Source organism: Streptococcus pneumoniae, from assembly GCF_001457635.1.
GTDB classification, from domain to species: domain Bacteria; phylum Bacillota; class Bacilli; order Lactobacillales; family Streptococcaceae; genus Streptococcus; species Streptococcus pneumoniae.
In genome coordinates this window covers 397,189-411,183 of the sequence record NZ_LN831051.1, presented here as the reverse complement: position 1 = coordinate 411,183, position 13,995 = coordinate 397,189, and the positions used below count along the sequence as shown (strand labels likewise).

Here is a 13,995-nt window from a genome sequence, read left to right as displayed (position 1 = left end):
TCTCCATTAAAGAAAAGGAAAAAATAAATGACAAATAAAAATGCATATGCCCAGTCGGGTGTGGATGTTGAAGCGGGTTATGAAGTTGTTGAACGGATTAAAAAGCACGTGGCCCGTACGGAGAGTGCAGGTGTCATGGGAGCTCTTGGTGGCTTTGGTGGTATGTTTGATCTTTCCAAGACTGGGGTTAAAGAACCCGTCTTGATTTCAGGGACTGACGGTGTCGGAACCAAGCTCATGTTGGCTATCAAGTACGACAAGCACGATACCATCGGGCAGGACTGTGTGGCCATGTGTGTCAACGACATCATTGCTGCAGGTGCGGAACCCCTCTATTTTCTCGACTACGTAGCGACAGGGAAGAATGAACCAGCTAAGCTAGAACAAGTGGTTGCTGGTGTGGCAGAAGGTTGTGTGCAGGCTGGTGCTGCCCTCATCGGTGGGGAAACGGCTGAAATGCCGGGCATGTACGGCGAAGACGACTATGACTTGGCTGGTTTTGCGGTCGGTGTGGCTGAAAAATCTCAAATCATTGACGGTTCAAAGGTGGTAGAGGGAGATGTTCTTCTCGGACTTGCTTCAAGTGGGATTCACTCAAATGGTTACTCTTTGGTTCGTCGTGTCTTTGCGGATTACACAGGTGAGGAAGTCCTACCAGAATTGGAAGGCAAGAAACTTAAGGAAGTTCTACTTGAGCCGACTCGTATCTATGTCAAGGCTGTCTTGCCGCTCATCAAAGAAGAGTTGGTCAACGGCATTGCCCACATCACAGGTGGTGGCTTTATCGAAAATGTCCCTCGTATGTTTGCAGATGACCTAGCTGCTGAAATTGATGAAAGCAAAGTTCCAGTGCTTCCAATTTTCAAAGCCCTTGAAAAATATGGTCAGATTAAACACGAAGAAATGTTTGAAATCTTCAATATGGGTGTGGGACTTATGTTGGCGGTCAGCCCTGAAAATGTAGAGCGTGTAAAAGAATTGTTGGATGAAGCAGTCTATGAAATTGGTCGCATCGTCAAGAAAGAAAACGAAAGTGTCATTATCAAATGAAAAAAATAGCGGTTTTTGCCTCTGGTAATGGCTCAAATTTTCAGGTGATTGCCGAAGAATTTCCAGTGGAGTTTGTCTTTTCAGACCATCGTGATGCCTATGTGCTTGAGCGTGCAAAGCAGCTCGGCGTTCTGTCCTATGCTTTTGAACTCAAGGAGTTTGAGAGCAAGGCAGACTACGAAGCAGCCCTTGTCGAACTCTTGGAAGAACACCAGATTGACTTGGTTTGCCTAGCAGGCTACATAAAAATCGTTGGACCAACCTTATTGTCGGCTTATGAAGGTCGGATTGTCAATATTCATCCAGCCTACTTGCCAGAATTTCCAGGAGCTCATGGGATTGAGGATGCTTGGAATGCTGGCGTGGGTCAGTCTGGTGTGACCATTCACTGGGTGGATTCGGGTGTGGATACAGGCCAGGTCATCAAACAGGTTCGTGTGCCACGACTAGCTGATGATACCATTGACAGATTTGAAGCTCGCATCCATGAAGCAGAGTACAGGTTGTATCTGGAAGTAGTGAAGGCTCTATTTACAGATTGACTTTTTGATGATTCATATGATATCTTTGATTTTAAATTGGAGTCAGTGTTTGTTGAAGACGGCTTCAAACGGAGGTATTTGTAATGTTAGAATCTAAAAAAACAACTCGATATGTATTTTATGTCTATCTGATGTTATTAACTTGGGGAATCTTATTTAAGTTTGAAACAAATCCTGAATTTATAGCATTTTTCTTAGCTCCAAGGTATATCAATTGGATTCCATTTTCAGAACCACTAATAGTCGATGGAAAAATTGTTTTTGCTGAAATGTTATTTAATCTGATTTCCTTTATTCCATTAGGTGTTTGTTTCCCTTTGATAAAAACTAATTTATCTAGTTTAAGAATAGTCGGGACAGGTTTCTTGATTAGTTTATTGTTTGAGTGCTTACAGTATATTTTAGCAATAGGTATAACAGATATAACGGATTTGACTTTAAATACGCTAGGTGTCTGTGTAGGCTTACTGATTTATCAAATTTTTATAAGAGTGTTCAAATCACAGACTAGAAAATGGATCAATATCTTAGGTATGCTTAGCCTTGGTTTTGCTTATCTTGTTTTACTGTTACTGCATTTAATTGGTGTTTAACTAATGATTAAAAAGGAGAATATAATGACTAAACGCGTCTTAATCAGCGTCTCAGACAAAGCGGGCATTGTTGAATTTGCCCAAGAACTCAAAAAACTTGGTTGGGAGATTATCTCAACAGGTGGAACTAAGGTTGCCCTTGATAATGCTGGGGTGGATACCATTGCTATCGATGATGTGACTGGTTTCCCAGAAATGATGGACGGTCGTGTGAAGACCCTCCACCCAAATATCCACGGAGGGCTTCTCGCTCGTCGTGACTTGGATAGCCACTTGGAAGCGGCTAAGGACAACAAGATTGAGCTCATTGACCTTGTGGTGGTCAACCTTTACCCATTTAAGGAAACTATCCTTAAACCAGATGTGACTTATGCTGATGCAGTTGAAAATATCGATATTGGTGGGCCATCTATGCTTCGTTCAGCAGCGAAAAATCATGCCAGTGTTACAGTTGTGGTAGATCCTGCTGACTACGCTGTGGTTTTGGACGAATTGGCAGCAAACGGCGAAACCTCTTATGAAACTCGCCAACGTTTAGCAGCCAAAGTATTTCGTCACACAGCGGCTTATGACGCCTTGATTGCAGAATACTTCACAGCTCAAGTGGGTGAAAGCAAGCCTGAAAAACTCACTTTGACTTATGACCTCAAGCAACCAATGCGTTACGGTGAGAATCCTCAACAAGACGCGGACTTTTACCAGAAAGCTTTGCCTACAGATTACTCCATTGCTTCAGCCAAACAGCTCAACGGGAAAGAATTGTCATTTAATAATATCCGTGATGCAGATGCTGCTATCCGTATCATCCGTGACTTCAAAGATAGTCCAACCGTTGTGGCTCTCAAACACATGAATCCATGTGGAATTGGTCAAGCTGATGACATCGAGACTGCTTGGGAATACGCTTATGAGTCTGACCCAGTGTCTATCTTTGGTGGAATTGTCGTCCTCAACCGTGAGGTGGATGCTGCGACAGCTGAGAAGATGCACGGCGTTTTCCTCGAAATCATCATTGCACCAAGCTATACGGATGAAGCGCTAGCCATTTTGATCAATAAAAAGAAAAACTTGCGTATCCTTGCCTTGCCATTTAATGCTCAAGAGGCTAGCGAAGTGGAAGCAGAATACACAGGTGTAGTCGGTGGACTTCTCGTGCAAAATCAAGACGTGGTCAAGGAAAGCCCAGCTGACTGGCAAGTGGTGACCAAACGTCAGCCAACCGAGACAGAAGCGACTGCTCTTGAGTTCGCTTGGAAGGCTATCAAGTACGTCAAATCAAATGGCATTATCGTGACCAACGACCACATGACACTTGGTGTTGGTCCAGGTCAAACCAACCGTGTGGCTTCTGTTCGCCTTGCCATTGACCAAGCCAAAGATCGTCTGGACGGGGCGGTCCTTGCTTCAGATGCCTTCTTCCCATTTGCGGATAACGTGGAAGAAATCGCCAAAGCAGGAATTAAGGCCATCATCCAGCCCGGTGGCTCAGTCCGTGACCAAGAATCTATCGAAGCCGCTGACAAGTATGGCTTGACCATGGTCTTCACAGGAGTGAGACATTTTAGACATTAAGAAGATAAAAGGGAAGAAAACAGTTTCTTTCCTTTTTTGGCTTAAAATGCTAACTGAAACAAGATTAAAACGAACTTTTTTGATATAATGTTGGTAAATAATTCGCAAAAGAGGTTGAGGAATGAAACTGCTTGTTGTCGGTTCTGGTGGTCGTGAGCATGCGATTGCTAAAAAGTTACTTGAATCAAAAGACGTGGAAAAAGTCTTTGTAGCTCCTGGGAATGATGGGATGACTCTGGATGGTTTGGAATTGGTAAATATCTCTATTTCCGAACATTCTAAATTGATTGACTTCGCAAAGACCAATGATGTTGCTTGGACCTTTATCGGCCCAGATGATGCCCTTGCTGCTGGTATCGTGGATGATTTTAACCAAGCTGGGCTTAAGGCCTTTGGTCCGACTAGGGCTGCAGCGGAGCTGGAGTGGTCCAAGGATTTTGCCAAGGAAATCATGGTCAAATATGGTGTTTCGACAGCAGCCTATGGCACATTTTCAGATTTTGAGGAAGCAAAGGCCTATATCGAAAAGCATGGTGCGCCTATCGTAGTCAAGGCGGATGGCTTGGCGCTTGGGAAGGGTGTCGTCGTTGCTGAGACGGTTGAGCAAGCGGTCGAAGCCGCTCATGAGATGCTTTTGGACAATAAATTTGGTGACTCAGGTGCGCGCGTGGTTATTGAGGAATTCCTTGAAGGAGAGGAATTTTCACTCTTTGCCTTTGTCAATGGTGATAAGTTCTACATCATGCCAACGGCTCAGGACCACAAACGTGCCTACGATGGCGACAAAGGGCCTAACACGGGTGGTATGGGTGCCTATGCGCCAGTTCCACACTTACCACAGAGTGTAGTTGATACAGCGGTTGACACCATTGTCAAGCCAGTTCTAGAAGGGATGATTAAAGAAGGTCGCCCTTATCTGGGAGTTCTTTACGCAGGGCTTATCCTGACAGCTGATGGACCGAAAGTCATCGAGTTCAACGCTCGGTTCGGAGATCCAGAAACTCAGATTATCTTGCCTCGCTTGACCTCTGACTTTGCTCAAAATATCACAGATATCCTGGATAGCAAGGAGCCAAATATCACGTGGACGGACAAGGGTGTGACTCTGGGTGTGGTTGTCGCATCCAAGGGCTACCCGCTAGATTATTCAAAGGGTGTTGAGTTGCCAGTCAAAACCGATGGTGACATCATTACCTACTATGCAGGGGCTAAGTTTGCGGAAAATAGCAGAGCGCTGCTCTCAAACGGCGGACGAGTTTATATGCTCGTTACCACAGCAGATACCGTCAAAGAAGCCCAAGCCAGCATCTACCAAGAACTATCCCAACAAAAAATAGAAGGACTCTTCTACCGAACAGATATCGGAAGCAAGGCAATTAAGTAAAGATATAAGAATAACGCGACGCAGTCGCCAAACACGATAATGGTCGTCGTGGTGAAAAGACCAGAACAGTGAATGTTCTGGTCAGGGGGAAACTTTGAGACCTTAGGCTCAAAGTTTAGGAATGAAACCGAAGGTTTGCTTCCGCCTCCATCACCTAAGACCATTATCAAAAAGAAAAATAAAAATTCACAAAATACGTTAATGGTCGTATGGTTTGCGAGCGTTAGCGAGCTAATATGGAGCAATTACCGCCGTTGTGAAAGAACGATTGGATGATAATCCAATCGTTCAGGGAAATTGGAAGACCTTGGGTTTCCAATTTAGGCATGAGACACCTTTGGTGGCTGCTGCCGTCCCTCACAAGCTAAGGTGATTGTTGAAAAAGAGGAAAAAGGAGAAGAAATGAAACCAGTAATTTCCATCATCATGGGCTCAAAATCCGACTGGGCAACCATGCAAAAAACAGCAGAAGTCCTAGACCGCTTCGGTGTAGCCTACGAAAAGAAAGTTGTTTCCGCACACCGTACACCAGACCTCATGTTCAAACATGCAGAAGAAGCCCGTAGCCGTGGCATCAAGATCATCATCGCAGGTGCTGGTGGCGCAGCCCATTTGCCAGGTATGGTCGCTGCTAAAACAATCCTTCCAGTCATTGGTGTGCCAGTCAACTCTCGTGCTCTTAGTGGAGTGGATTCACTCTATTCTATCGTTCAGATGCCGGGTGGGGTGCCTGTTGCGACCATGGCTATCGGTGAAGCAGGTGCGACAAATGCGGCCCTCTTCGCTCTCCGTCTCCTCTCAGTAGAGGATCAGTCTATCGCGACAGCATTGGCAGATTTCGCAGAAGAACAAGGAAAAATCGCAGAGGAGTCGTCAAATGAGCTCATCTAAAACAATCGGAATTATCGGTGGCGGTCAACTGGGTCAGATGATGGCCATTTCTGCTATCTACATGGGGCACAAGGTTATCGCGCTGGATCCTGCGGCGGATTGCCCGGCCTCTCGCGTGGCGGAAATCATTGTGGCACCTTATAACGATGTGGACGCCCTCCGTCAGTTGGCAGACCGTTGCGATGTCCTCACTTACGAGTTTGAAAATGTCGACGCTGACGGTTTGGATGTCGTTATCAAGGATGGACAACTCCCTCAAGGAACAGATCTGCTCCGCATTTCGCAAAATCGTATTTTTGAAAAGGACTTTTTGTCAAACAAGGCTCAAGTCACTGTGGCACCCTACAAGGTCGTGACTTCTAGCCTAGACTTGGCAGATATCGACTTGTCGAAAAACTATGTCCTTAAGATCGCAACAGGTGGTTATGATGGACACGGGCAAAATGTCATTCGTTCAGCAGACGATTTGGAAGAAGCCTATGCATTAGCCGACTCAGCAGCTTGTGTCTTGGAAGAATTTGTCAATTTTGACCTTGAGATTTCTGTCATCGTGTCAGGAAATGGGAAGGAGGTGACGTTTTTCCCAGTTCAGGAAAATATCCACCGCAACAATATCCTGTCTAAGACCATCGTACCAGCCCGTATTTCTGAAAGTCTAGCAGACAAGGCTAAAGCTATGGCAGTGCGAATCGCAGAACAACTCAACTTGTCTGGAACTCTCTGTGTGGAAATGTTTGCGACAGCTGATGACATCATTGTCAATGAGATTGCTCCACGACCACACAACTCAGGCCACTACTCTATTGAAGCCTGTGACTTTTCACAATTTGACACGCATATATTAGGTGTTCTGGGAGCACCATTGCCAGCCATCAAACTACATGCGCCTGCCGTCATGCTTAACGTTCTCGGCCAGCATGTTGAGGCCGCTGAAAAATATGTCACAGAAAATCCAAGCACCCACCTCCACATGTATGGTAAAATAGAAGCAAAGCATAATCGTAAGATGGGACATGTGACTTTGTTTAGTGATGTACCGGATAGTGTGGAAGAGTTTGGGGAAGGGATTGATTTTTAGGACAAGTCTATGATACAAATTATCGTTAATGCATTTATTGAAAAGGATAAGACTGGAGCAGTTGTTGAAGTGTTGTATGCTAGTGCTGACCAAGATAAGGTACAAGCTAAATATGAAGAACTAGCTGCACAATACCCCGAAAATTATTTAGCTATCTATGATGTACCGCTGGATACGGATTTGAATACACTAGATCATTACCCGTCTGTGTTTATTGGAAAAGAGGAGTTTGAGTAGAAATCTTGGTTTACCTAGATAGCTTATTCCCAACAGCTTAAGAAGAAAGGAAAGATTAACACATGATCAACCGTTACTCTCGCCCTGAGATGGCGAATATTTGGAGTGAAGAAAATAAATACCGTGCTTGGCTTGAGGTGGAAATCCTCTCTGACGAGGCATGGGCTGAGTTGGGGGAAATCCCTAAGGAAGATGTGGCTTTGATTCGCAAGAAGGCGGACTTTGACATCGACCGTATTTTGGAAATTGAGCAGGAGACGCGCCACGATGTGGTGGCTTTCACGCGTGCGGTTTCTGAGACTCTTGGTGAAGAGCGCAAGTGGGTTCACTATGGGTTAACTTCTACCGACGTGGTGGATACTGCCTATGGTTACCTCTACAAGCAGGCCAACGACATCATCCGTCGTGACCTTGAAAACTTCACTAATATCATCGCTGACAAGGCCAAGGAGCACAAGTTCACCATCATGATGGGGCGTACTCATGGTGTGCACGCTGAGCCGACAACTTTTGGTCTTAAATTGGCAACTTGGTATAGCGAAATGAAACGCAATATCGAGCGCTTCGAGCATGCGGCTGCTGGTGTAGAAGCTGGTAAGATTTCTGGTGCGGTTGGGAACTTTGCCAATATCCCACCATTTGTAGAGGAGTATGTCTGCGATAAACTTGGCATCCGTGCCCAAGAAATCTCTACACAAGTCCTTCCTCGTGACCTTCACGCTGAGTACTTTGCGGTTCTTGCCAGCATTGCGACTTCAATCGAACGTATGGCGACTGAGATTCGTGGTCTACAAAAATCTGAGCAACGCGAAGTAGAAGAGTTCTTTGCTAAAGGGCAAAAAGGGTCTTCAGCAATGCCTCACAAACGCAACCCAATCGGTTCTGAAAATATGACTGGTCTGGCGCGTGTCATTCGTGGTCACATGATTACGGCTTATGAAAACGTCGCTCTCTGGCACGAACGCGATATTTCTCACTCATCAGCTGAGCGTATCATCACACCAGATACGACCATTTTGATTGACTACATGCTCAACCGTTTTGGAAATATCGTCAAGAACTTGACAGTCTTCCCAGAAAATATGATCCGAAACATGAACTCGACTTTTGGTCTTATCTTTAGCCAACGGGCTATGTTGACATTGATTGAAAAAGGCATGACCCGTGAGCAAGCCTATGACTTGGTGCAACCAAAAACAGCCTACTCTTGGGACAACCAAGTAGACTTTAAACCACTTCTTGAGGCAGATTCAGAAGTAACATCACGTCTCACTCAAGAAGAAATCGATGAAATCTTCAACCCAGTTTATTACACCAAACGAGTGGATGATATCTTTGAACGTCTTGGACTAGGTGATTAATTAAAAAATAAACAGCGAGCTTCAATCTCGCTGTTTATTTTTTATCGAAAAGACTTAGTCTTCTTTTCTTTTAGTGAGTCCATAGGCTGCTAGTGTGGACATGAGTCCTGCGACTACTAGTCCTGCAGAATCGTGAGTTCCTGTTTCAGGAAGTTTTTTCTCTGTTACCACAGGAGCTGGATCTTGAGGAAGAGCTTTGCTTTCCTCAGCAGGAGCAGTTGATGGAGCTGGTTGGCTTGGGATTTCTAGTTTTGGTTTTTCTTCAGCAATAGCGGCTTGTCCGTTTTCATCGCCTACATGTGTTACCATAGTTCCGACTTCGACTATTTGAGTAACGGCTTCCTGTGCTACGACACTATTTACAAGTGTTTTCACTTCCTTACCATCGGCAGAAGTGCTCACAGAGTAGAAGTTGCTACGATGTCCATTGACGCCCTTAGTAATGACTTGTGTTTTTCCTTTGAGTAAGAGTGGATTTTCACGAGTCACTGTGGTAAATGGAATTTCTTCTTTTTGGATATCCAGTCTAGGTTTTACCTCAGTAGTTGGTGCAAGACCACTTTCATCACCCTTGTGAGTTACAGGAGCGCCAACTTCAACCACTTGGTTTATAACTTCTTTGGTTACCTGGCTATCAAGGACTGTTTCTGTTGTTTTTCCATTTTCAGTGAGTACAGAGATGTAATGAGTTCGTTCACCTTTGACTCCTGCTGTGATAATATTTTCCTGACCAGCTGGGAGGTTAGGATTTTCTTTCTTGATAACTTCAAATGGAATTTCTTCAGTTCTTGTGATGAGTTCTGGTCTGGTTTCAACATTGGCAGCCACTTCATTTTCATCTAGGCTTCCTGAATGAGTTGCAGCTGGTTTGAGGCCTTGAAGAGCGGCTTTTAGGTTGGCTACAAGTGTGTCAAGCTCAGCTTGTTTATTACGGTTGAGGTTGTAATTTAGAGCTGTTTTAGCTGCGTCAAGGGCCTCAAGACTTTCTTTACTATATCCTTCTAAGTTTGTAGGAATTTTAGCTAATTCTTCGCGGAGAGCATTATAATTAGCACGGAAGTAGTCTTTGTTGTGGTCTGCAAAGGCAGTCATGAGTTCAAAGATTTCCTCTTCCTTGTACTCAGCGCTTGGTCTATCTGCCCAGATTGAAAGCATACTTCCGACTGTTGGAAGATCTACTTCAGGATATTTGGTAGAAGCTAGTTGATTGAATGGTGTTTTTCCAGTATTCTCAATAGCTTTCTTGAGGAAACCACCACCATCTTCTGGTTTTTGACCAAGAATGTAGTACCAGTCACCGTTGGTATTCAAGAATTTATAGCCTTTGCTTGCTAGGTATTGAGGTGATGCGAGGTTATATCCCCACCAGCCTTTAGACCAGTAAGAAATCAAGACATCTTTGTCAAACTGAACATCGTCCTTGTCTTCATAGTAGAAGCCATCGTTGAAGGCCATTGGTTGAAGCCCTCTTTCTTTGGCCATAGCTGCGAGGGTGTTGGCATATTCGGCAAATTTGCCATAGAGTTGATACCACTTGAGGTAGTACCAGCCTTGGGCACTAGTCGCATCGTTGGCGTATTCGTCAGTACCAAAGTTGAAAATCTTTGTTTTACCTGCAAAGAAGTCCATGTATTTACCGATGAGGGCTTTTACAAAGTTCATCGCTTCTTCGTTTTTCAAGTCCATAGTTGTTTTTGAAACTTTATCAAAGTGGGCTTGAGGATTTTTAATACCTAATTTTTCCATGGCAACCAGCATAGCATCCATGTGACCTGGACTGTTAATAGCTGGGATGAGACCGATGTCCTTAGATTTAGCGTATTCAATTAGCTCTGTTACTTCTGCCTGTGTTAGTGCAGTACCGTTTGGATCGTCGTAGTAAGCTTTAGTTCCTTCGATAATAGCTTTTTTAACGTCATCACTAGCATAGGTTTTTCCGTTGGCAGTAATGGTCATATCATCGAGTAGAAAGCGAAGTCCGTCATTTCCTAGAAGGAGATGGACATCAGAATATCCGAGCTCACTGGCCTTGTCTACGATGCGTTTGAGCTGGTTCAGAGTAAAGTATTTGCGTCCAGCATCGATTGAGATTACCTTGTTTTTGGCAAGTTTTTCAACCTCACGTTTAGCTTCTTCTTCTTTTAGAGCTTCAGGCGTGAGGGTCAAGTTGTTGACAGTTTCTTGAAGTTTAGCAATGGCTTGATCAATCGTATCTTGTTGGGCACGGCTAAGGTTGCTATCGAGAGAGCGAATAGCTTTTTCAGCTTCTTTTACGGCCGTGACGCTTTCTGCAGTATAACGGTTCAGGTCTTTTGGTACCTCGTTAAGTGCTTGCTCTGCAGATTCATAATCAGCTGCGAAGTATTCAGCGTTGGCATTTGCAAAATGACGCATGAGTTTGAAGAGGCGTGATGGTGAATAACGTGCAGATGGAGTGTCAGCCCAAGCAGCTACCATACCACCGATGATTGGGATATCAGCTCCTTCTGTTTTTGGTACAGAAGTGATTGGTGTGTTTTTAATACCATTGAGCCCCTGATCGAGATTGTACCAGCCTTGGCCATCAGCGTTTCGTCCAAGAACGTAGTACCAAGCATCATTGGTATTAAGGATTTGGTGACCTTTTTCAGCTAGTAGTTTAGAAGAAGCGACATCGTAGCCTCCCCAACCACCAGTCCACATAGAAACGATGATGTCTTTGTCAAAACTACCAAAGCTTGTGTCGCTATTGTAGTAGATACCGTCGTTAAAAGCCATTGGTTTGAGACCGTGCGATTTTACAATACGAGCGAGGTCATTGGCGTAGGCAATAAATTTTTCATAGCCTTTTACAGGGTAGCCTTCGTTTGGATAGTATTTATCAGCTTGAAGCACACTCCAACCTTTAGCATCTGTCGCATCATTGGCATATTCATCAAGTCCGATGTTGAAGATTTCAGTCTTTTTCGCGAAATAAGCAGCATACTTGTCGATAAGGGCTTTTGTAAAAGCGACAGCTTGTTCGTTGTCAAGATCGACAGTACGGGCTGATTTCTTCCCAAAATAGCTAAAGTTAGGGTTTTGGATTCCCAATTCTTTCATGGCATTGAGAATCGCATCCATGTGTCCAGGACTATTTACTGTCGGAATGAGACCGATACCTTTATCTTTGGCATAGTTAATCAGATCTGTCATTTGACTTTCTGTTAAGTGATTGCCGTTTGGATCGTTGTAATAATCATTTGTACCTTTTTCAATGGCGCGTTTGACATCGTCACTGGCATAGGTCTTGCCGTTAGCTGTGATGCTCATATCGTCCAACATGAAACGGAGTCCATCATTTCCGACTAATAGGTGTAAATCAGTGTAGCCATAATGTTTCGCTTTATCGATGATTTCCTTGAGTTGTTCTGGTGAGAAATATTTACGTCCAGCATCAATAGAAACAATTTTCTTTTTCGCTAGTTTTTCATTTACAGTTGCAGCACGTTCCTTTCCTGCCTCTGTTTCCGGTTTGTCAGCCTCTGCTTTCGCTTCATCTTTTTTAGCTGGTTTATCCTTGTCAGTCTTGTCTGTATTTGACTCTTTAGAATCAACCTCTTTCGCTTCTTCCTTTTTAGGGCTAGCTTCTTCTGCCTTTTTATTAGCAGTTTCTTTTTCAGCAGAAGTTGGAGTTACCACCTCTGCTTTATCACTAGGAGTTGAACTAACTTCCTCTTGTGGTTTTTCTTCTGTTTTTGGAAGACTAGCTACCTTATCAGTAGCTGGAGTTTCTGTTTCTACAGTTTTTGGAGCTTCTGGTTGAAGCTCTGCTTTAGGTGTTTCCTCAGTCCGATTTTCGGATGATTGAGGGGAATCAGAAACTGTATGGATGGTCGGTTGGTTTTCTGTAGTAGTAGTAACTCCATCGGCTGCAACAGTCTGTGCTTGGAAGGCAAATCCAATTAGAACAGAAGCTGCTCCTACAGCGTATTTACGAATAGAAAAACGCTGTTGTTTTTCATGTTTCATTGCAAAACCTCCTGATTGCATTGTTATATTGATAGCGATTATATAAATCAACGCCTTTATTTTATTTCTTATATTAACGAGAGTCAAGAGGAGATGACAAAAAACTATAATAAGTATAAAAAAATATAAAATTTAAGCTTAAGATTTCAGATTGGTCGGAAAAAATACGTATATATATCTAGTATAATTTTTGGTTCTATTTCTATAAAATATTCCACAAATTATAGAATCTTCCAAAAATAGGTAAGCGCTACCTTTTTGGTGTGGTATAATAAGCATAGAAAAAGCCCGAGCGATTAGGCTCAGGCTTTCTTCTTAGTGATCACGGTCACATGAGATGAATTTAATCTTGTAGTAATCAGATCGTTTGTAAGTTTCACTGTATTCTAAAACTTGGCCAGTTGATTCGAGTTTGGTGATTTTAGTTTGTAGGACAGTAGGGAATTGTTCATCGACTCCGAGGACTGAAGCCGCATGTTCTGGAGTTGGAAAGACTATTTCGTTGATTTCTTCAAAGTGTTCATCATTCATGTGAATGTGGTAGTCTAACTTGAAACGATTATAGATAGAACTATAGTATTCAAGGTTTGGATAATTTGCGTTGATATATTGTTCTGGGATGTAGGATGTATGGTAGATATAAACGACACCGTTTGATTCGCGGATACGTTCAATCTTGTAGTAGAATTGATCGCCGCGTAGACCCAATTTTTCCAAGTAAACAAGCTTGTTTCCGCGTTCAATTGAAAGAACAGTTACCTTATCATCTTTAGCATTGAAGAGTTCAATATCTGAAAACTCTACAAGCTTGTGTTTGCGTGCACGTGAAACGAAGGTTCCTTTTCCTTGTTGGCGGACAATATAGCCATCTTTGGCAAGGTCGTTTAAGGCGCGAACAACTGTGATAGAGCTGACATCGTACATTGAAATGAGTTCTGCTTCAGTATAAAATTTATCTCCACTGCTAAACTGCCCAGAGATGATTTTATTTTTTAATTCGTCTTTTATGTATTGATATTTGGGAATTGCCATATTTTTACCTCTATTTTCCTTCTCCATAGAAAATTTTACCATAAAAGCGAAAAAAATAGTAGTCTTTTGAATAAAAAATTAGAATAATAGTTTGAAAAATTAAGCTATATAGGGATTGATCATATTTTATAAATGTATTCTATACAAAATTATTTTAGGTCCTATATTCCAAATTTAAAGAGCGTTTGAAATGGGTCTAAAAATGTTTGAAACTAATTGAATGTGTGTATAATAGTAAAAATGCAGTAAATATCCCGACAATTTC

At 43.1% G+C, this 13,995-nt stretch carries 12 protein-coding genes; 10 read left to right on the top strand and 2 right to left on the bottom strand.

The features are described from left to right. Nucleotides 1-27: 27 nt before the first annotated feature. The 10 genes from purM (at nt 28) to purB (ending at nt 8,708) form a co-directional block, all read left to right on the top strand. The gene (gene purM / locus AT689_RS02135) at nt 28-1,050 is read left to right on the top strand and encodes a phosphoribosylformylglycinamidine cyclo-ligase (RefSeq protein WP_000182586.1); all 1,023 of its coding nucleotides are present in this window, start codon (nt 28-30) and stop codon (nt 1,048-1,050) included. Next, nucleotides 1,047-1,592, top strand: coding sequence for a phosphoribosylglycinamide formyltransferase (purN, locus tag AT689_RS02130; protein ID WP_000717500.1), 546 nt, complete (start codon nt 1,047-1,049; stop codon nt 1,590-1,592). Before purM ends, purN begins: the two co-directional genes overlap by 4 nt. 83 nt (nt 1,593-1,675) lie before the next feature. After that, the gene (locus AT689_RS02125) at nt 1,676-2,185 is read left to right on the top strand and encodes a VanZ family protein (protein ID WP_000894018.1); all 510 of its coding nucleotides are present in this window, start codon (nt 1,676-1,678) and stop codon (nt 2,183-2,185) included. A 24-nt stretch (nt 2,186-2,209) separates the two neighbouring features. Then, a complete protein-coding gene (gene purH / locus AT689_RS02120) occupies nt 2,210-3,757 on the top strand; it encodes a bifunctional phosphoribosylaminoimidazolecarboxamide formyltransferase/IMP cyclohydrolase (protein ID WP_000167089.1) in 1,548 nt (515 codons plus the stop codon). Nucleotides 3,758-3,878: 121 nt separating this feature from the next. Beyond that, nucleotides 3,879-5,141, top strand: coding sequence for a phosphoribosylamine--glycine ligase (gene purD, locus AT689_RS02115; protein WP_000772197.1), 1,263 nt, complete (start codon nt 3,879-3,881; stop codon nt 5,139-5,141). A 256-nt stretch (nt 5,142-5,397) separates the two neighbouring features. Continuing rightward, complete coding sequence (locus AT689_RS13290) at nt 5,398-5,514, top strand: hypothetical protein (protein ID WP_001809271.1); 117 nt, start codon at nt 5,398-5,400, stop codon at nt 5,512-5,514. Nucleotides 5,515-5,543: 29 nt separating this feature from the next. Then, a complete protein-coding gene (purE, locus tag AT689_RS02110; protein WP_000805597.1) occupies nt 5,544-6,032 on the top strand; it encodes a 5-(carboxyamino)imidazole ribonucleotide mutase in 489 nt (162 codons plus the stop codon). Next, nucleotides 6,019-7,110, top strand: coding sequence for a 5-(carboxyamino)imidazole ribonucleotide synthase (gene purK / locus AT689_RS02105; RefSeq protein WP_000099033.1), 1,092 nt, complete (start codon nt 6,019-6,021; stop codon nt 7,108-7,110). Before purE ends, purK begins: the two co-directional genes overlap by 14 nt. Nucleotides 7,111-7,119: 9 nt before the next feature. Next, nucleotides 7,120-7,347: a hypothetical protein gene (locus AT689_RS02100; RefSeq protein WP_000614685.1), complete on the top strand. Its 228-nt coding sequence runs from the start codon at nt 7,120-7,122 to the stop codon at nt 7,345-7,347. A 62-nt stretch (nt 7,348-7,409) separates the two neighbouring features. Beyond that, nucleotides 7,410-8,708, top strand: a complete 1,299-nt coding sequence (gene purB / locus AT689_RS02095) for an adenylosuccinate lyase (RefSeq protein ID WP_000610745.1) — start codon at nt 7,410-7,412, stop codon at nt 8,706-8,708. A gap of 54 nt (nt 8,709-8,762) precedes the next feature. On the opposite strand, the gene strH is transcribed toward purB, so the two are convergent. Together strH and AT689_RS02085 are read right to left on the bottom strand one after the other, a co-directional pair. After that, a complete protein-coding gene (gene strH / locus AT689_RS02090; protein WP_000679960.1) occupies nt 8,763-12,698 on the bottom strand; it encodes an LPXTG-anchored beta-N-acetylhexosaminidase StrH in 3,936 nt (1,311 codons plus the stop codon). Between the two features lie 315 nt (nt 12,699-13,013). Further along, nucleotides 13,014-13,730, bottom strand: a complete 717-nt coding sequence (locus AT689_RS02085; protein WP_001007202.1) for a GntR family transcriptional regulator — start codon at nt 13,728-13,730, stop codon at nt 13,014-13,016. Nucleotides 13,731-13,995 lie beyond the last annotated feature (265 nt).